Consider the following 19300-nt stretch of genomic DNA (forward strand, 5'->3'; position numbering starts at 1 on the left):
ACCCTAGTCGTACACTCAGGTTTATGAGGATAGTGATGATCAGCATTTCCGACGCCGCCCAGGCCCATTTCCGTAAACTGCTGGAAAAACAGCCTGATGGCACCAATATCCGGGTGTTTGTGGTCAATCCGGGAACCCAGAATGCCGAGTGTGGCGTATCGTATTGCCCGCCCGATGCCGTGGACCCGGAAGATCAACACCTGCCCTTCAGCGGCTTCGACTGCATGGTCGATCCCCTGAGCGCCCCCTTCCTGGTGGATGCCACCATCGACTTCGTGACCGATCAGATGGGCTCCCAGCTCACCCTGAAAGCACCGAACGCCAAGATGCGTAAAGTGGCCGACGACGCGCCGCTAATCGAGCGCATCGAGTACGTGTTGATGTCCGAAGTGAACCCCATGCTGGCCGGTCACGGTGGCAAGGTCACCTTGGTCGAGCTGACTGAAGACAAACTGGCTATTCTGCAGTTTGGCGGCGGTTGCAACGGTTGCTCCATGGTCGATTACACCCTGAAAGAGGGGATCGAAAAGCAGCTGCTGGAGAAGTTCCCGGGCGAGCTCAACGGCGTAAAAGACGCCACCGAGCACCAGCGCGGCGACCACTCCTACTACTGATTTGAGGCCCTTGCGGCTGCAAAGAAAAGGCCCCGCCATCTGGCAGGGCCTTTTGCATGGGCAATCGGCAGATTACTCGTCCTTCTTGTCTCGCGACAGCAGGGCGATGGCCGCCTCTTTCGGGTTCTTACCCTCGTAGAGCACCTTGAAGATCTGCTCGCAGATGGGCATCTCGACGCCGCAGCGGGCCGCCAGCAGATGCACCTCTTTGGTGTTGCGATACCCCTCCACCACCTGACCGATCTCGGTCATGGCGGTGTTCACATCCTTGCCAGCCCCGAGGGCCAGCCCGAAGCGACGGTTGCGCGACTGGTTGTCGGTACAGGTGAGCACCAGATCCCCGAGCCCCGCCATCCCCATAAAGGTTTTGGCATCGGCACCCAGCGCAGCCCCCAGACGCTGCATCTCCACCAGACCCCGGGTGATGAGCGCGGTTCTGGCATTGGCGCCAAACCCGAGCCCATCGGAGAGGCCGGCACCGATGGCGATGACGTTCTTCACCGCCCCACCCAGCTGCAGACCGACGAAATCCGGATTGGTATAGACCCGGAACGAGCGGCCACAGTGCAGCAGGTGGGAGAGATCGTCGGCGAACTCGTCGTGAGTCGAGGCGACCGAGATGGCGGTCGGCAGACCGGCAGCCAGCTCCTTGGCGAAGGTGGGGCCGGAGATCACCGCCAGCGGTATCTCGTCACCCAGCACTTCACGGGCCACATCCTGCAGCAGACGGCCACTGTCCGGCTCCAGACCCTTGGTGGCCCAGGCGATACGGGTATCGGGGCGCAGGAAGGGTTTGATCCGGGTCAGTACATCACCAAATACATGGCTCGGCACGACCAGCAGCAGCACGGGGGCAGCCTGTACCGCACGTTGCAGATCCGCAGTCAGCTGCAGATCGGCGGGAAAAGGGACATCAGGCAAAAATGCCTTGTTGCAGCGGTCTTGTTCCAGCTCGGCGACATGAACGGGGTCGTGACCCCACAGCAGGGTCGGATGACCATTGCGCGCCAGAGAAATGGCAAGGGCGGAGCCATAAGACCCCGCCCCCAAGACCGAGATAGCGATCTGGTCAGCCATTATCAGGCTTCCGCAGTCGCCTGCTGGGCCTGTGCTTGCGCCATGTGCTGGGCAAACAGGGCATCGAAGTTGACCGGTGCCAGGTTCAGCTGCGGGAAGGAACCCTTGCTCACCATGTTGGCCACGGCTTCGCGGGCATACGGGAACAGGATGTTCGGGCAGAAGGCAGCCAGGCAGTGAGCCAGTTGCGGCTCCGGCAGGTTACCGATGGTGAAGATACCGGCTTGCTGTACTTCGCACAGGAAGGCGGTTTCGGTTTCCAGTTTGCAAGTCACGGTCAGGGTCAGGACAACCTCATACACGTTCTCAGCCAGGATGTTGGTCTTTGTATCCATATCCAGCTTGACGTCCGGCTGCCACTCTTTCTGGAAGATGTGCGGGGTGTTCGGCGCTTCGAAAGAGACATCCTTGGTGTAAACACGCTGGATGTGGAATTCCGGTTGTACTTCCTGGTTGTTGATCTCGTCAGCCATTTCGTTTGATTCCTTGTTATATGGATAAGTGGGCTCAGGCCCTGCTTAAATCAGCGTTTCTTGGTTACCGGCAGATTCTCTGCACGCCATTGGGCCATGCCACCGCCGAGCACATAAACCTGCTTGAAGCCAGCTTTGCTCAGCTGACGGCCCGCGCGGCCCGCAGTCATTCCCGACTCGCACACCACTATGATGGGGGCATCTTTATGCTTTTCAACCGGGCCCAGATTATTGCTCTGGATCTGGGTCAGCGGCAGGTGCTGGGCACCGGCCAGATGGCCCTTGGCATACTCTTCCTGACTGCGAATATCCACCACGGTGGCATTCTCGCGGTTGATCAGCAGGGTCGCGGTGTGGTTGTTGACGGTTTTTACCGGGGACAAACGGGCACGCACAGTGGTGTAAACCAGGGTGCCAGCCAGACCCAACCAGGCTGCGGTCAGCAGCGGGTTACGGGCCGCAAAATCCAAATACTCTTGCATCTTCTACTATCCAGGGACCAAGACAAGGGCCCGAGTATACATGGGGGTATTGATAAGATCAGCCATCTTGGCGGCAAAGCGCGAGCAGGCTCCCATCATCATTGGGCTGCGAGCATGGCAGGAAGAGCGTGGCTTGCGGGGCCACGGGAGCGCCCCTTGGCTATCAGGTGACTATTTCGGCAGATGTAGTAATATTACGCTAGTTTCATTTCCCGCATTTTTTCCAATCCGAGAGGACATAGTCTTATGTCAACAGCTAAGAAACCTTTGGTTCTGGTCATCATGGACGGTTGGGGCTACAGCACCAAGCAAGAGCACAACGCCGTCGCTGCCGCCAAGACTCCCAACCTCGATCGTCTGGCCCGTGACTACACCAGCACCCTGATCTCCGGCTCCGGTCTGGATGTCGGTCTGCCGGATGGCCAGATGGGCAACTCCGAAGTGGGCCACGTCAACATCGGTGCCGGTCGCATCGTCTATCAGGAGCTGACCCGCATCTCCAAAGACATCCAGGACGGCGAATTCTTCCAGAACGTCGAGCTGGCCAAGGCTGTTGACGCTGCCGTGACCAACGGCAAAGCCGTTCACATCATGGGCCTGATGTCCCCAGGTGGCGTACACAGCCACGAAGAGCACATCATGGGCATGATCGAAATGGCTGCCAAGCGTGGCGCCGAGAAGATCTATCTGCACGCCTTCCTGGATGGCCGCGACGTTCCGCCGCGCTCCGCCCAGTCCTCCATCGAGCTGTTCGATGCCCTCTTCGCCAAGCTGGGCAAGGGTCGTTTCGCCTCCATGATCGGTCGTTACTTCGCCATGGACCGTGACAACCGCTGGGATCGCGTACAGCAAGCCTATGACCTGATGACCCAGGGCAAGGGCGAGTTCACCGCCGAGAGCGCCACCGAAGCGCTGGCTGCCGCCTATGCCCGCGACGAGAACGACGAGTTCGTCAAAGCCACCCGCATCGGTGAAGCTGCACCGATGGAAGATGGTGATGCGCTGATTTTCATGAACTTCCGTGCCGACCGTGCCCGTGAAATCACCCGCGCCTTCGTTGACACCGACTTCACCGGCTTCGCCCGTGCAGTCGAGCCGAAACTGAACTTCGTGATGCTGACCGAATACGCGGCCGACATCAAAACTGCCTGTGCCTACCCGCCGACCGCTCTGGTCAACACCCTGGGTGAGTGGCTGGCCAAGCAGGGCAAGACCCAGCTGCGCATCTCCGAAACCGAGAAGTATGCTCACGTCACCTTCTTCTTCAACGGTGGTGAAGAGTCCTGCTTCACCGGCGAAGATCGCGAGATCGTGGCCAGCCCGAAAGTGGCGACCTATGACCTGCAGCCGGAGATGAGCTCCGAAGAGCTGACCGACAAGCTGGTTGCGGCCATCAAGAGCGGCAAGTACGACGTCATCATCTGTAACTACCCGAATGGCGACATGGTTGGTCACACCGGTGTGTTCGATGCCGCCGTCAAAGCGTGTGAAGCCGTTGACCACTGCATCGGTCGCGTCACCGACGCCCTGGCCGAAGTGGGTGGCGAGTGCCTGATCACTGCCGACCACGGTAACGCCGAGAAGATGCTGGACGAAGAGACTGGTCAGGCCCACACCGCCCACACCAATCTGCCGGTTCCGCTCATCTATTTCGGTCGCAAAGCCGAGGTGGTTGAAGGTGGCAAACTGTCCGATCTGGCCCCCACCATGCTGACCCTGATGGGTCTGCCTGTGCCGCCGGAAATGACTGGCAAGCCCCTGATGATTCTGAAATAATCCTTCCCCATGCGGGGATGCGAAGTTATTTCACAGAAAACCAGTCGCGTCGGCCTGTTGGCCGGCGCGCTGTTTTTTTGCCTGTCGTTTGGTGCCAGCAAACCGGCTTTGGCCGCCAATCAGCAACTGGGCACCATGCAGTCCCAGATCAAAGAGCAACAGAAGACCATCAAGCTCAGCAAGCAGGAGCTTGCCAAGCTCAATACCCAGCTCAAGGCCGACGAGCAAGCCATCTCGGCCGCCGCCGCCAAACTCAACCAGACCAGGCAGCAGTTGAAGCAGAACCAGCAGACGCTGGCGACCCTGCAAAAAGACAAGCTGGCGCTGGAAGTTCAAGCCAAACATCAGAAGCAGTTGCTGGCCAAGCAGGCGGAAAGCGCCTTTCAAGCGGGCAACCACGACTACCTCAAACTGCTGCTCAATCAGCAGGATCCGGCCAAACTGAGCCGCTCCCTCGACTACTACGACTACCTAAACAAGGCCCGTATCGAGGCCATCGACGCCCTGCGCGCCACCCGCGACAAGCTGGCGAAAAACCAGCAGGCCACCAAAGAGACCGAGACCAGACTGCAGACCCTGCTTGCCGAACAGCAGGAGCATCACCAGACCCTGCTGGCCAGCCAGCAGAGCCGGGCCAAGGTGCGCAACCAGTTGCAGCAGTCGGTACAAGATGACGAGCAGAAGCTCACCAAGCTGGTCAAGGCGGAGAAAGCGCTGAAAGCTCGGCTGGAAGAGTTGCGTCGCAAGCGTGAAGAGCAGGAGCGCCGTGAACGGGCCGAACGGGAGCGGCTGGCCAAGCTGAAAGCGGAGCAGGAGCGTCAGCGCAAGCTGGCCGAACAGCGCCGCGCCGAGCAGCAACGACTCGCCGCTCAGCAGAACAAAACCGTCAAACCGGCAGAACCGGCCAAAGAGGTAGCCAGCAGCAAACCGGAGCGCGGCTCGGGCATCAGCAGTGCCGGTCACTACAGCGGTCTCAAGACCAATGGCAGCCTGCGCTGGCCGGTACAGGGGCCGATCCTCATCTCCTACGGTTCACCGCGCACCGCCCAGCTCAAGTGGAAAGGCACCCTGATCGGCGCCAGCGAAGGAACCCAGGTCAAGGCGGTCGCACCGGGACAGGTGGTTTACGCCGACTGGCTCGATGGCTTCGGTATGCTGCTGGTGATCGACCACGGCAAAGGCTATATGAGCCTCTACGGTCACAATCAGTCGCTGCTGCGTCAGGTTGGCCAGAATGTGGAACAGGGTGAACCGGTGGCACTGGTCGGTGACAGTGGCGGTCAGGACAGACCGGGCCTCTACTTCGAAATTCGCTATCAGGGCGAGGCGATCAACCCAACCAAATGGCTGGCCAAGGGTTGAGTTAACCCGGCCGACAAACGCGTCACACGCTCACTAGCAAAAGCCTGCCTCACGCAGGCTTTTGTCATTTCAGGAGCATAGCCCCCCACAGTCGGTCCCATTTGATGAAAAATTACCTATTTTTTCGCTCGGCTCAGGGGAAGACAACCAGACCGATCTGCTCCAGCAATGTCTGCTGCTGATCCTCGTTGATCTGTACTCCCTGCAGATCGACCCGGCGCAGATCCAGCCCCGGCAGATCGCACTGGCGCAGATCGCAGCCCTGCAGCTTGAAGCTGGTCCAGTCAATCTGGCCAAACTCGGAGCCGCTAAGATCGGAACCCGCCAACGAGGCACCAAACAGGTTGGCCCCCTGCCAACGGTTGCCGGTCAGCTCGCACTTCTCCAGCAGGCAGCCCTCGAAGCTGGCGTAGCTGAAGTTGTTGCCGGTCAGATGGGCCTCGCAGAAGTAGCTTTTCGCGGTGATCTGGTTGGCAAAGCTGGCATCGCTGAAGTTGATACCGACCGCCTGACAGTCGCGCATCTCCAGCCCCAGACACTGGCTGCGGCTGCAATCGGCCATGGTGAGATCGCTGCGCAGGAAGCTGGCCTCGCGCAGATCGCAACCCTGCAACAGGCAGCCCCGTTCGCTCTCCCGATCGTAGAAGCTGCAGTCGATGAAGCGGCTATCGCTCAAATCCAGCCAGGAGAAATTGCAGCCGATAAAGCGGCACTCCGAGAACTGCTCCCCCTCCACATCCTGTTGTTCGAACTGGACATCCACGAACTGCTTGCCTCTGATCATCGGAAAACCCCTGCAAAAACGGCTTCATATGCTGACTTTATCCACCAAAAACGGTAATGTTACATGTAACATCCACGTTGGACACCCCTATGAGCCCCACCCGCAAGCGCCGCCCCACCCTGCAAGATATCGCCGACCAGACCGGCGTGACCAAGATGACTGTCAGCCGCTATCTGCGCGACCCGCAGACCGTGGCGGAGGGGACCCGCGAGCGGATCGCGGCTGTGGTGGAAGAGCTGGGTTATATCCCCAACCGGGCGCCGGACATTCTCTCCAACGCGACCAGCAAGGCGATCGGCATCCTGATCCCCTCCCTCTCCAACCAGGTTTTCTCGGCGGTGATTCACGGCATCGAGTCGGTGACCCGACCGGCCGGTTACCAGACCCTGCTGGCCCACTACGGCTACAGTCCGGAGCGGGAGGAGGAGCAGGTCGCGTCCCTGCTCTCCTATCACGTGGATGGGCTGATCCTCTCCGATAGCCAGCACACTGAACGCACCCGCAAGATGATCGCCACCGCTGGCATTCCGGTGGTGGAGACCATGGATCTGCCGCAAACCCCCATCGACATGGTGGTCGGTATGGACCATAGAACCGCGGCCCGGGCCATGGTAACAGAGATGCTGCACCGGGGCCGACGCAAGGTGGTCTATCTGGGAGCGCGGCTCGACGTGCGCACCCAGCTGCGGATGGAGGGGTACTATCAGGCGATGACTGATTTCGGCCTCACCGGCCAGCATCTGCTGACCGAACAATCCTCCAGCTTCACTCTGGGGGGCGAGCTGCTGGATCAGGCGCTGGTGCGCTATCCCGACCTCGACGGCCTGTTCTGCACCAACGATGACCTGGCGGTGGGCGCCCTGCTGCAGTGTCAGGCCAAGTGGATCCCGGTGCCCCAGCAGATCGCCATCGCCGGTTGCAACGCCCTCGACATCGGCCACGCCATGACCCCCAAGCTGGCCAGTATCGCCACCCCGCGGGAAGCGATCGGTCGGGAGGCGGCCACCATGCTGCTGGCGCGTCTCAGCGGCCAATCCCAACCCGACACCCGCAAGGATATCGGCTTCTCCCTCTATGTCGGGGAGAGTCTGGGGTAATCCCTTCCCTCACCCACTTAAGTCACGCCGATAACAAACAGGCCACCCGAGGGTGGCCTGTTCGATTTATCTACACGACTTGCGCTTAGCGTTTAACCAATTCAACCGCTTCGCGGGAGAGGCGGGTCACCTCTTCCCAGTTGCCGCTCTTGACCGCATCGGCCGGCAGCATCCAGGAGCCGCCGACGGTGGCCACGCATTTGAGTGCCAGATAGTCGGCCACGTTTTTCGGGCCGATACCGCCGGTCGGGCAGAACTTCACCTGGGGCAACGGCGCGGCAATGGCGGAGAGCGCCTTGGTTCCGCCGTTCGCTTCGGCCGGGAAGAACTTCAGGTGGTCGTAGCCTGCTTCCAGCGCCTGCATCACTTCAGACGGAGTCGCCACGCCCGGGATCAGCGGCGCGGTGCTCTTGGCCGCGTGGGCCAGCAGGGCCGGGGTCATCCCCGGGGAGATGACGAAGCGGGCACCGGCAGCAACGGCTGCGTCAAACTGCTCGCAGTTGAGCACGGTACCGGCACCGACCATGGCATCCGGCATCGCCTTGGCAATGAGGGCGATAGCATCGAGCGCCACCGGGGTGCGCAGGGTGATTTCGAAGACAGAGATGCCGCCGTCGAGCAGCGCCTTGGCCATCGGCAGGGCCTGCTCCAGCTCGTTGATAACCATCACGGGTACAAGCGGGGAGGCGGCAAACACCTCGGCCGGGGTCACTTTCCAGTTCTGCATAGCTCTTCCTTAGTCAAAGATGGTAGCGCCACACTCGGCGCTCGATACCGCGCGACGCATCACGCTGAACAGTTCACGGCCCCACCCCTCTTGTTCCAGAGTGAGGTCAATCTCGGCCTGGGTACGGCCACTCAAATCGGTCAGGCAATCGAGGCTGCCGTTTACCGCATCAACCCGCAGCAGGTCGCCGTCGGCCAGCAGGCCAATGGCCCCGCCGTGCAGCGCTTCCGGGGTGACGTGGATGGCGGCCGGGATCTTGCCGGAGGCACCGGAGAGACGACCATCGGTGACCAGCGCCACCTTGAAACCCGCCTTCTGCAGGTTGCCGAGCACCGGCATCAGCTTGTGCAGCTCCGGCATGCCGTTGGCGGCCGGGCCATTGTGGCGCACCACGATCACAGCGTCCTGATTGAGATCGCCCGCCTTGTAGGCTGCTTCCACCGCATGCTGGGAGGAGAAGACCCGCGCCGGTGCTTCAATCACCCGATACTCGGGAGCCACGGCGGAGACCTTGACCACGGCGCGGCCCAGATTACCCGCCAGCAGCTTGGTGCCGCCGGTGGCCTGGAACACGCTGCCGGAAGGCGACAACACGCTGGCATCGCCGCTCTCGCCGACCGGCTGCCACACCAGCTGGCCATCGATCAGTGCCGGACGGCTGAGGTAATCCTGCATCTCGCCAAAGACCGGAGTGGCATCCATGTGGATCAGTCCCTCTTGCGCCAGACGGCGCATCAGGCCGGGCACGCCGCCTGCTTGTTCGAAGGCGTTGACGTCGGCCGGGCCGTTCGGATACATGCGAACCAGCAGCGGCACCACGTCGGAGAGATCGCTGATGTCATCCCAGGTCAGCACCAGACCGGCGGCGCGGGCCAGCGCCACCATGTGGATGCTGTGGTTGGTACTGCCGCCGGAGGCGAGCAGGGCCACCAGACCGTTGACCAGCGAGCGCTCATCCAGCACCTCGCTCAACGGGCGATAGGCCGGGGAACCCGGGATCATGGCGCTGATACGGCGGGCCGCTTCGGCGGTCAGGGCGCGGCGCAGCTCGCTATGCGGGTGCACAAAGGCGGAGCCCGGCAGCATCAGGCCCATGGCCTCGAACACCAGCTGGTTGGTGTTAGCGGTGCCGTAGAAGGTGCAGGTGCCTGCCGCGTGGTAGGCGCCGCACTCCATCTCCAGCAGGGCATCGCGACCCACTTCACCGGCGGCGTACTTCTGACGCACCTTCACCTTCTCGTCATTGCTGATGCCGCTCGCCATCGGGCCAGCAGGAACAAATGCCGTCGGCAGGTGAGCGTGGGAGAGGGCCCCCATGATCTGACCCGGAGCGATCTTGTCGCAGATACCGAGCAGCAGGGTGGCATCAAAGGTGTTGTGAGAGAGCGACAGCGCGGTCGCCTGGGCGATCAGGTCGCGGGAGAAGAGGGACATGTCCATCCCCGGCTGACCCTGAGTCACGCCGTCGCACATGGCGGGCACGCCGCCAGCAACCTGGGCGCTGTGGCCCAGCTCGGCCAGCACTGCCTTGATCTGATCCGGATAGCCCTGATAGGGCTGATGGGCGCTCAGCATGTCGTTGTAGGCGGTGACGATGCCGACGTTGGCGCGGGTCATATCGAGAATGCGACCCTTCTCGTCACTGCTGCAGGCGGCCACGGCGTGGGCCAGGTTGCCGCAGGCCAGCGCGGCGCGGGTCTTGCCCTGCTCTGCCTGACGCAGGATGCGAGCCAGAAATGCCTGACGACGGGCGACACTGCGCTCGCGGATGCGGGCGGTGACGTCGGAAATTACCTGATGAATCATTGGGCTTGCTCCAATGCTGTGACGGCGCGGTCAACCACCTGTTCGAAGGTGCCGTCTATATCAATGTGGAATACACCGGCTTCGCCATCCGGGCGTTCCAGAGTATCGAACTGACTTTGTACCATGCTTTCGCGCATGAAATGGCCCTTGCGGGCACGCATCCGCTCGAGGATCAGCGGCTGGCTGCCATCGAGGAAGATGAAGCTGACCGACTCGTTGCCTTCGCGGATCTGGTCGCGGTACTTCTTTTTGAGGGCGGAACAGACAATGATGCCGGTCTCGTTCTTCTGCTCGAGACTGTAGGCGGCGTCGCGGATCCGCTCCAGCCAAGGGGCACGATCCTCATCGTTGAGGGGGTTGCCGCCAGCCATCTTCTGGATGTTGGCCTTGGGGTGCAGGTCATCACCATCGATGAACTTGGCGCCCAGCGCTTCGGCCACTTTCAGACCCACACTGGATTTGCCGCTACCACACACACCCATCACGATAATGCACTTACCCGCCATAATTTGACCTCTGTCCCACTTTTCAAAAAACCAGCTGTTGATGGGTTCTAATCTAACACGTTACCGGTAACATGTTACCGGTAACGATTGAAAATGTGAAGTCTGCCACAGACTGAGCAAACCCATAGTCACCTGGGCATATGATGTTGAGCCCTTGCCATAAATCTAAATAAATCATAAAGATATGGTTTGCCGACGGATCGGCAAGGTGTCACGACTGAACTTGGAAAAAGGAACGCATAACAATGTCTGACCTCTCCCTGATCATGACAGCCGCCGGCTCGATTGTGCTGCTGCTCTTCCTGGTGATGAAGGCCCGGCTCCACGCCGTGGTAGCCCTGATCCTGGTCTCCATGGTGGCGGGTCTCGCCGCTGGCATGAACCCGGCCGACATCGCCAACACCATCCAGAAAGGGATGGGTGGCACCCTCGATTTCGTCGCGGTAGTGGTGGCGCTGGGCGCCATGTTCGGCAAGGTGATGGAAGTGACCGGCGCCCTCGACCGGGTAGCCCACACCCTGCTCGGCAAGTTCGGCGTCAAGCGCGCCAACTGGGCCATGGCCCTGACCGGCTTTGTCTGCGCCCTGCCGCTCTTCTTTGACGTGGCCGTGGTGCTGCTGATCGGCGTCGCCTTCGCCATCGTCCGTCGTGGCGGCGGCAGTGTGGTGAAGATCGGTATCGCCCTGCTGGCGGGTATCGCCACCTGTCAGGCCTTCCTTATTCCGGCGCCGGGCCCGATTCTGGTGGCTTCCCAGCTGGGTGCCGACTTCGGCTACATGATCCTGTTCGGCCTGATCGCCGCCGTGCCGGCGCTGATCCTGGCGGGCCCGCTGTTCGGTGACTTCATCAGCAAGATCGTCGATGTGCCGCTGCCTGCCGATGCCCAGAACAGCGTTCACGATGACAGCAAATCCCTGCCCTCTTTCGGGCTGGCCATGGGCCTCATCGGTCTGCCGCTGCTGCTGATCGGCCTCAAGACCATCGTCGGTCGCTTCGTCGAGGCGGGCTCCACCCTGCACAACTGGCTGGAGTTCATCGGTCACCCCTTCACTGCCATCATGGTCGCCTGTCTGGCCGCCTTCTATCTGCTGGGTATTCGCCGTGGCATGTCCCGTGACGAGGTGATGAGCGTCTGCAACAGCGCCATCCAGCCGGCCGGTGTCATCATTCTGGTTACCGGTGCCGGTGGCGTGTTCAAGCAGGTGCTGGTTGATTCCGGTGTGGGTGCCGCCCTTGGCAACATGCTGGCCGACTCCGGTCTGCCCATCGTCGCGCTGGCCTTCATTCTGGCCGCTGCGGTACGGGTGATTCAGGGCTCTGCCACCGTCGCCATGCTGACTGCCTGCGGTCTGGTGCTGCCGATGCTGGAGCCGCTCGGCCTGAACGGTGCCCAGCTGGCTGCCGTCACCATCGCCATCGGCGGCGGTGCCATCGTGCTCTCCCACGTCAACGACTCCGGTTTCTGGCTGGCCAACCGCTACCTCGGCCTGACCGAGAAGCAGACCCTGCAGACCTGGACCGTGATGGAAACCATCATCGGCACCACTGGCGGCGTGATGGCGATGATCATCTACAGCTTCCTCTGACAGGGGCGAAATGCTGACAAAAAGGCCTCACTCGTGAGGCCTTTTTCATCTTTCTGATGATTCTTTCTTTGGCTGAGAGGGCGAGATTGCTAGAATCGCCTATTCATCGCTCCGAGTGGAACGCTTAACCCCGTGATTTCAGGTTTATCTATGCATTCATCGGCCCATTATCGACAACTGCTGGCGCGCCTGCCCCAGATCGCCGTCGCAGCGGATCAGTTTGAAGTGCTCTACAGCGCCCAGGATTTCAAACGCCGCATTCTTGCGCTTATCGCCAGTGCCACCCGGCGCATCTATCTGGTCGCGCTCTATCTGCAGGATGACGAAGCAGGTCGGGAGATCCTCGCCGCCCTCTACGCCGCCAAGCAGCGCAATCCGGCCCTCGACATCAAGCTGTTCGTCGACTTCCACCGTGCCCAGCGCGGCCTGATCGGCAAAGGCAAGCAGGGCGGCAACCACCTGATGTATCAGGCCATGGCTGCCGAACACGAGCACCAGATCGAAATCTACGGCGTGCCGGTCAAAGGGCGCGAGCTGCTCGGCGTGCTCCACCTCAAGGGCTTCATCTTCGATGATGTGGTGCTCTACTCCGGCGCCAGCCTCAACGACATCTACCTGCACCAGCAGGATCGCTACCGCTTCGATCGCTATCACCAGATCACCAGCCCGGAGCTGGCCCGCAGCATGGTCAACTACGTGGATGATCTGTTCGTGAAGAGCGACGCGGTGCAGCGGCTGGATCACAGCGATATCCCCAGCGCCAAGCAGCTGAAGGGGCCGATCCGCCGCTTCAAGCAGAGCCTGCGCCAGAGCCAGTACCGTTTCAGCACCATGCCGGTCAACACCCAGGAGGTGGCCGTCACCCCCATGGTGGGTCTGGGCAAGCGCAACAATCAGCTCAACCTGATGATCCGCAATCTGGTGCGTGCCACCGAGCGGGAGATCTTCATCTGCACCCCTTACTTCAACCCGCCCAAGGAGTTGAGCAAGGATATCGAGGATCTGCTGCAGCGCGGTTGCAAAGTCACCATCGTAGTGGGCGACAAGACCGCCAACGACTTCTTCATTCCGCCGGAAGAGAAGTTCTCCACTATCGGTGGCCTGCCCTATCTCTACGAAACCAACCTGCGCAAGTTTGCCGAGCGCAACCAGCGCCACATCGACGACGGTCGCCTCAACCTGATGCTCTGGTGTTGCGAGCGCAACTCCTACCATCTCAAGGGGATCTTCGTGGATGACGAGTGGGCCCTGCTCACCGGCAACAACCTCAACCCCCGCGCCTGGGCGCTGGATCTGGAGAATGGCCTGCTGGTACACGATCGTCGCCACCTGCTGCGTCCCCAGTTCAACGCGGAGCGGGAGAACATCCTGACCAACACCAAGCGGATCAGTCACTTCGATCAGGTGGAGCAAATCCAGGACTACCCGGAACAGGTGCGCAAGCTGCTGGGACGGATCCACAGGGTCAAGGCCCATTTGCTGCTTAAACGCATCATCTGACCTTGGGCGCCATGCGCCCGCACCTTGCCTGTTGGCAGCCGCACAAAGGCCTCCCGTTTTCGGCAGGCCTTTGTTATATCCGCCGTTTCCCCCGCCTTGGCGGCCCTGCCAGCAGCAACTCGGCTTGCATCGGCCCCTCAACAACCCCTATCATCTGGACATATTTACAGTGTTTTCGGGCATCTAATTGATGAAATTGGATAAAATTCCTCTCGATAGCCTCAAGGGTGTCGGCAGCAAGATGCTGGAGAAGCTCGAGCGGCTGGGGCTGGCCACGGTACAGGATCTGCTGTTCCACCTTCCCCTGCGCTACGAGGACCGCACCCAGGTGTGGCCCATCGGCGATCTGCCGCCCGGCCTGCACGGCGCCGTCGAGGGCGAAATCCAGGACACTCAGCTGGTGATGGGACGCCGCCGTATGATGGTCTGTCGCATCAGCGATGGCACCGGCACCCTCACCCTGCGCTTCTTCAACTTCACCGCCGCCCAGAAAAACAGTCTGGCGGCGGGCCGCCTGATCCGCTGTTTTGGCGAGGTTCGCCCCGGCAAATACGGGCTGGAGATGGCCCACCCCGAGTACAAACTGCTCGGCGAGGAGCAGGCAGGCCAGACCGAAGAGGCGCTCACCCCCGTCTACCCGACTACCGAAGGGCTGCGCCAACTCACCCTGCGCAACCTCACCGATCAGGCGCTGGCCCAGCTCGACCTCTATGGCGTGGAGGAGCTGCTGCCCGCCGGCCTCTATCCCCACCAGATTGAGCTGGCCGCAGCTCTGAAATTGCTGCACCGCCCGCCCCCCTCGGTGGCGCTGCCGCTGCTGGAAAGCGGCCAACATCCGGCCCAGCAGCGACTGGTACTGGAGGAGCTGCTGGCGCACAACCTCTCGGTACTCAAGGTGCGCGCTCAGGCGCAAACCCAGCTGGCCCGCGCCCTCAAACCGGCGCCCGCGCTGGTTGAACAACTGCTCGGCGCCCTGCCGTTCAAGCCCACCGGCGCCCAGAGCCGGGTAGTGGCCGAGATAAGTAAGGATCTGCAACAGAGCCACCCCATGATGCGGCTGGTGCAGGGCGACGTGGGCTCCGGCAAGACCCTGGTCGCAGCGCTGGCCGCCCTGCAAGCCATCGGCAACGGCTGTCAGGTGGGCTTGATGGCGCCGACTGAACTGCTGGCGGAACAGCACGCCATCAACTTCGCCAAGTGGCTGGAGCCGCTCGGCATCGGAGTCGGCTGGCTGGCGGGCAAGCAAAAGGGCAAGGCACGGGAGGAGGCGCTGGCTGCCATCGCCGATGGCAGCGTCAAGATGGTAGTGGGCACCCACGCCATCTTTCAGGAGCAGGTGGTGTTCCAGCGCCTGGCGCTGGTCATCATCGATGAACAGCACAGATTCGGGGTGCATCAGCGCCTCGCCCTGCGCGAGAAAGGGGAGCGGGAAGGGGTGCATCCCCATCAGCTCATCATGACCGCCACCCCGATCCCCCGTACTCTGGCAATGACCGCCTATGCCGACCTCGATACCTCGGTCATCGACGAACTGCCGCCGGGCCGTACCCCCATCACCACGGTGGCGCTGCCCGACAGCCGGCGTGGCGATGTGATCGAGCGAGTCAAACTCGCCTGCACCGAGGGCAAGCAGGCCTACTGGGTCTGCACCCTGATCGAGGAGTCGGAGGTGCTGGAGTGTCAGGCCGCCGAGGATACCGCCGCCGAGCTGCAGAACCTGCTGCCCGGCCTGCACATCGGGCTGGTGCACGGTCGGATGCGGCCGGTGGAGAAACAGCGGGTGATGGAGGAGTTCAAGGCGGGCATACTGCAACTGCTGGTCGCCACCACCGTCATCGAGGTGGGGGTGGATGTGCCCAACGCCAGCCTGATGATCATCGAGAACCCGGAACGGCTCGGGCTGGCGCAGCTGCACCAGCTGCGCGGGCGGGTTGGCCGGGGTGCGGTAGCCTCACACTGCGTGCTGCTCTATCATGCCCCCTTGTCCAAGACGGCCCAGAGCCGGCTCGGGGTACTGCGAGAAACCAACGACGGCTTCCTCATCGCCCAGCGCGATCTGGAACTGCGCGGCCCGGGGGAACTGCTCGGCACCCGCCAGACAGGTCTGGCCGATCTCAAGATCGCCGATCTGGTGCGGGATCAGCCGCTTATTCCGCAGGTGCAAAAGATGGCACGCTTCCTCATGGATAGGCACCCAAGCCATGTCGAACCCTTGATTCGCCGTTGGCTCGGCTTACGGGATCACTATTCCAATGCCTGATCGAGGTAGATGCAGAAGATGGGCACATGTCCTTATGGATAGGCATCCGAGTCATGTCGAACCCTTGATTCGCCGTTGGCTCGGTCTGCGAGACCACTACTCAAACGCCTGACAACCAATCCCGAAACAGGAGGAAAGCAACCATGAATTCCTGGCTACGCGGCCTGCTCTACACCTTCGCCTTCCTGCTGCTGTTTGTCTGGGTTGCCCTCGGCCTGTTCGACGCCGAGCGCGCCAAAGGCCCCATCGCCAGCTGGATCAGCCAGCAGACCGGCGTGCCGGTCACCATAGGGCGACTGGTGTTCAACCCGCTGCACCCCTACACCCTGCTGGCTGAGCAGGTGCGTTACGGCGATGCAGTCTCCCTCGACAAGATCTATCTGGAGATCGAGAGCATCGACTGGCTGAGCCGCGACGTGCGGATCGCCCACCTCGATCTGATCCGTCCCGCCATCAAGCTGCCGCTGCCCAACCAGCTACCGAGCCTGCCGGTGCACTCCCTCACCATCAGTGACAGCACCATCGACAGGCTCAGTCTGGAAAGCCCCGAGCTGACCCTGCGCGGCCTCAATGCCACCCTGAGCGACTGGGAGCTGATCGATCCGAAACGCCAGCCACAGGCCAACCTGAGCCTCAATATCGGCCAGCTGGAGACTCCGCAGTTCACCTTCGCCCGTCTCAACCTGCAAGGGCGGCTGGAAGGAGAAGTGCTGCGCACCGACAAGTTGGTGACCAACCTGTTCGACGGTCTGCTGGAGACCGGCATGGTGCTGGACTGGCCCGCTCGAACCCTGCAACTGCACGATCTCAAGGCACGCGGCATGCGGATAGAGCTGGGTGATCTGACACAGCAAGGCTTCCCGCTGCGCTTCCCGTTGCAAAGCGTGTCGCTGGATCGCGGCCAGCTGGACGGCGTCAGCCTCAACGACATCAATCAGGAGCTCTCCTTCAACAACTTCAGCGGCCAGCTCACCGCCTTCAACTGGCAGGCGGGCAACCAGCCCACCGGCTATCTGAGCGGCACCCTGGGGGACATGGGGCGTGGCCTGTTCCAGCTGGAGGAGATCAAGGGCAAGCTCGCCTTCTCGCCCCAACAGATCGACGGCGAACTGCAGGGCAAGGCCTATGAAGGGGAGTTCAATGTCGAGCTCTCCCTCGATACCCAGCAGCAGAAGCTGACCCTGAAAGACGTGGCGCTGAGCGGCATGGATATCAGCCTGCCGCAAGGGTGGTGGCAGGATTGGCAGAGCTGGCGCCCGCAGCAGGTCGATATCCGCAAGCTGGCGTTCGACAAGCTCAAGGTGCTCTCCTTCGACGATACCCTGCCCCTGTCGCTGACCGGCTGGCAGCTCTATCTGAGTGATCTCGCCCTGCGCGATAACCAACCCGGCCCGCTGCTCGGCCGCGCCCGTATCGAGAGCAAGTGGTTCGAGCTGGTGTGGGATGGCCTCAGCGCCCGCAACGGCGAGCTGGATGGGGAACTGACCCCCAGCTCCTGGCAACTGGGAAAACTCACCAGCTCGCTGCCGGATGAGGGTACCTTCAACCTGAGTGGCCAGTGGGGCCGCGAACCGGGCCAGAGCAGTCGCCTCCAACTGCAGGCGACCAAGCTGGATCTGCAGCAGTGGGGCAAGATATTCCACTCCCCTGTCTCGTTCGCTGGCAAGGCGGACGTGAGCGCCGATCTGCAAGCCGAACATGGCAAAACGGCAGGCGAGTGGCGCCAGACCCTGCTGGGCAGCTTTGCCCTCGATGCCGACGAGCCGTTCTGGGACAAGGTGAAGATAGATCCGCTGCTGGATGAGTGGTTCAAGGGAGCGACCCCGCCCACCCTGACGCCGGATCAGCTGTGGCAGGCGATGCAGGAGGGTGACACCCCCTTCTACCGCATCAAGCTGCAGGGCAAGATCGACAAGGGGCAACTACAAGTCGAGCAGGCTGGCGCCTCCACCATCACCCATCTGCTGGCGCTGCAAGGGGGGATCGATCTGGTCAACGAGCAGTGGCAGCTGGATCTGGGGATCCTCAACGGCAACCGCTGCGCCGAGCTGCTCGCCCAGTGGCGCGGGCCGTTGACGGAACCCACGCTGGCTTGGAGCTTCCCTCAGAAGCAGGACGCCTGCGGCTGGGAAGTGGGAGTACGCTATCCGCCGCAAGGCAACAGCGCCCCACTCTGGCGACCGGCTCCCGCACCGAAAGCCCAAAACCAGGCCCAAGTGCAGACCCAAGCCGGGCAGACAAGCGACAGCCAGCAAGGGTAAAAACAGACAAGGCCTCATGATGAGGCCTTGTTGTTTGATGGGGAAACGGCGCGGTTACTGGCCCGGACGGCGGGGCGGCTGCACCACGTAGTGACCGCAGAACTCCGCCGCCAGCTTGCTGCCGCTGAACAGCTGGATCTTGAGGCTGAAGGTGGCAGGCTCCCCCCGCTTGAGCGGCTGCAGCACGGCGGGCATCCCCTCGCGGGCCACTCGCGCCTCGGGCTCCTCATCGACCGGGCCATGATATTTGATGGAGCTCTCGGCCAGCACCGGCTCGCCCACCAGCCCCTCCTCTTTAAGCTGCAGCCAGATCAGCCCCCAGCCCGCCAGCACGCACTGGCTGTAGACACTGCCGGCAAACATGCTGCCATGCACGTTGAAATTGGCCGCCAGATTGGCCTTGAGATGGAAGGTCTGGCCGTCGTAGTGGCTGATGTGCATCCCCATCTTCTCGCTGATGGGCACCCCGCGTGACCAGCGGGTGGTGAGATCCTGACACCACTCCGGCCGGTACTGGATAGTCTGCAACGGGCTCAGGGATTTGATCATCTGGCGATGGGGAATGCGACCAAAGGAGACAGGGCCGCCCCCCACTTCGAGAAAGCCGCACTTGCGATAGAACTCCACCGCCTCCTGACGGGCGTTCATCACCAGCCGTTTCACCTTCTCGCTGCGGGCCAGCTGCTCGAGATCCTCCACCATTCGGGCGCCCAGCCCCTGGCCGCGGTATTCGGGACGCAGCGCCATAAAGCGGATCTGCGCCTCGTCACCGCCGATAAAGAGGCGGCCCACCGCGATGGGGGTACCATCGGGGGCCAACATCAGCCGGTGAATGGCGACCGTGTCGTATTCGTCCCGCTCGGAACCGACGGGCAGATTGAAGGGTTTACGCAGAAGTTCCCAGCGCAACTGGTAGTAGGCATCCAGCTCGGCGACTGTCTGAGGGGTGACTACCCGGTACATAGTTTCATCCTTGAGTTACACTGGTC

At 61.8% G+C, this 19300-nt stretch carries 16 protein-coding genes; 8 read left to right on the forward strand and 8 right to left on the reverse strand.

Annotated features, from left to right (window positions below; genetic code table 11):
- Positions 1-35 precede the first annotated feature (35 nt).
- Positions 36-614, forward strand: coding sequence for a Fe-S biogenesis protein NfuA (gene nfuA / locus A9G06_RS12870; protein WP_005340636.1), 579 nt, complete (start codon positions 36-38; stop codon positions 612-614).
- 72 nt (positions 615-686) lie between these two features.
- On the opposite strand, the gene gpsA is transcribed toward nfuA, so the two are convergent.
- From gpsA to A9G06_RS12885, 3 genes are read right to left on the reverse strand one after another with little or no spacing between them, the layout of a single operon-like run.
- Complete coding sequence (gene gpsA, locus A9G06_RS12875) at positions 687-1691, reverse strand: NAD(P)H-dependent glycerol-3-phosphate dehydrogenase (protein ID WP_005355367.1); 1005 nt, start codon at positions 1689-1691, stop codon at positions 687-689.
- A 2-nt stretch (positions 1692-1693) separates the two neighbouring features.
- Positions 1694-2164: a protein-export chaperone SecB gene (gene secB / locus A9G06_RS12880; RefSeq protein ID WP_005340639.1), complete on the reverse strand. Its 471-nt coding sequence runs from the start codon at positions 2162-2164 to the stop codon at positions 1694-1696.
- A gap of 50 nt (positions 2165-2214) precedes the next feature.
- Positions 2215-2646, reverse strand: a complete 432-nt coding sequence (locus tag A9G06_RS12885; RefSeq protein WP_069555488.1) for a rhodanese-like domain-containing protein — start codon at positions 2644-2646, stop codon at positions 2215-2217.
- Positions 2647-2892: 246 nt separating this feature from the next.
- Between A9G06_RS12885 and gpmM the strand changes: the two genes are divergently transcribed.
- Both gpmM and envC read left to right on the forward strand, forming a co-directional pair.
- Complete coding sequence (gene gpmM, locus A9G06_RS12890; protein ID WP_005356867.1) at positions 2893-4422, forward strand: 2,3-bisphosphoglycerate-independent phosphoglycerate mutase; 1530 nt, start codon at positions 2893-2895, stop codon at positions 4420-4422.
- 9 nt (positions 4423-4431) lie between these two features.
- Positions 4432-5784, forward strand: coding sequence for a murein hydrolase activator EnvC (envC, locus tag A9G06_RS12895; protein ID WP_069555489.1), 1353 nt, complete (start codon positions 4432-4434; stop codon positions 5782-5784).
- Positions 5785-5917: 133 nt separating this feature from the next.
- On the opposite strand, the gene A9G06_RS12900 is transcribed toward envC, so the two are convergent.
- Positions 5918-6568, reverse strand: coding sequence for a Qnr family pentapeptide repeat protein (locus tag A9G06_RS12900; RefSeq protein WP_069555490.1), 651 nt, complete (start codon positions 6566-6568; stop codon positions 5918-5920).
- Positions 6569-6657: 89 nt separating this feature from the next.
- On the opposite strand from A9G06_RS12900, the gene A9G06_RS12905 reads away from it, so the two are divergent.
- Complete coding sequence (locus tag A9G06_RS12905; RefSeq protein ID WP_069555491.1) at positions 6658-7665, forward strand: substrate-binding domain-containing protein; 1008 nt, start codon at positions 6658-6660, stop codon at positions 7663-7665.
- An 85-nt stretch (positions 7666-7750) separates the two neighbouring features.
- Here the strand turns inward: A9G06_RS12905 and A9G06_RS12910 are convergent, their stop codons facing one another.
- From A9G06_RS12910 to A9G06_RS12920, 3 genes are read right to left on the reverse strand one after another with little or no spacing between them, the layout of a single operon-like run.
- Entirely contained in the window at positions 7751-8392 is a 642-nt protein-coding gene (locus A9G06_RS12910; protein ID WP_069555492.1) for a bifunctional 4-hydroxy-2-oxoglutarate aldolase/2-dehydro-3-deoxy-phosphogluconate aldolase, read from the reverse strand.
- Positions 8393-8401: 9 nt separating this feature from the next.
- Positions 8402-10198, reverse strand: a complete 1797-nt coding sequence (gene edd, locus A9G06_RS12915) for a phosphogluconate dehydratase (protein WP_069555493.1) — start codon at positions 10196-10198, stop codon at positions 8402-8404.
- Entirely contained in the window at positions 10195-10704 is a 510-nt protein-coding gene (locus A9G06_RS12920) for a gluconokinase (protein ID WP_005340649.1), read from the reverse strand. Before A9G06_RS12920 ends, edd begins: the two co-directional genes overlap by 4 nt.
- A gap of 245 nt (positions 10705-10949) precedes the next feature.
- Between A9G06_RS12920 and gntU the strand changes: the two genes are divergently transcribed.
- The 4 genes from gntU (at position 10950) to A9G06_RS12940 (ending at position 18311) form a co-directional block, all read left to right on the forward strand.
- A complete protein-coding gene (gene gntU, locus A9G06_RS12925; protein WP_069555494.1) occupies positions 10950-12290 on the forward strand; it encodes a gluconate transporter in 1341 nt (446 codons plus the stop codon).
- Between the two features lie 150 nt (positions 12291-12440).
- Complete coding sequence (pssA, locus tag A9G06_RS12930) at positions 12441-13790, forward strand: CDP-diacylglycerol--serine O-phosphatidyltransferase (protein WP_069555495.1); 1350 nt, start codon at positions 12441-12443, stop codon at positions 13788-13790.
- A 190-nt stretch (positions 13791-13980) separates the two neighbouring features.
- A complete protein-coding gene (recG, locus tag A9G06_RS12935) occupies positions 13981-16050 on the forward strand; it encodes an ATP-dependent DNA helicase RecG (RefSeq protein WP_069555496.1) in 2070 nt (689 codons plus the stop codon).
- 143 nt (positions 16051-16193) lie between these two features.
- Positions 16194-18311 (forward strand): AsmA family protein, encoded by a 2118-nt coding sequence (locus tag A9G06_RS12940; protein ID WP_069555497.1) that lies wholly within the window; start codon positions 16194-16196, stop codon positions 18309-18311.
- A gap of 54 nt (positions 18312-18365) precedes the next feature.
- On the opposite strand, the gene A9G06_RS12945 is transcribed toward A9G06_RS12940, so the two are convergent.
- The gene (locus A9G06_RS12945) at positions 18366-19274 is read right to left on the reverse strand and encodes a bifunctional GNAT family N-acetyltransferase/hotdog fold thioesterase (protein WP_069555498.1); all 909 of its coding nucleotides are present in this window, start codon (positions 19272-19274) and stop codon (positions 18366-18368) included.
- Between the last annotated feature and the right edge of the window lie 26 nt (positions 19275-19300).

Source organism: Aeromonas sp. DNP9 (genome assembly GCF_001728955.1).
Taxonomy (GTDB): Bacteria; Pseudomonadota; Gammaproteobacteria; order Enterobacterales; family Aeromonadaceae; genus Aeromonas; species Aeromonas veronii.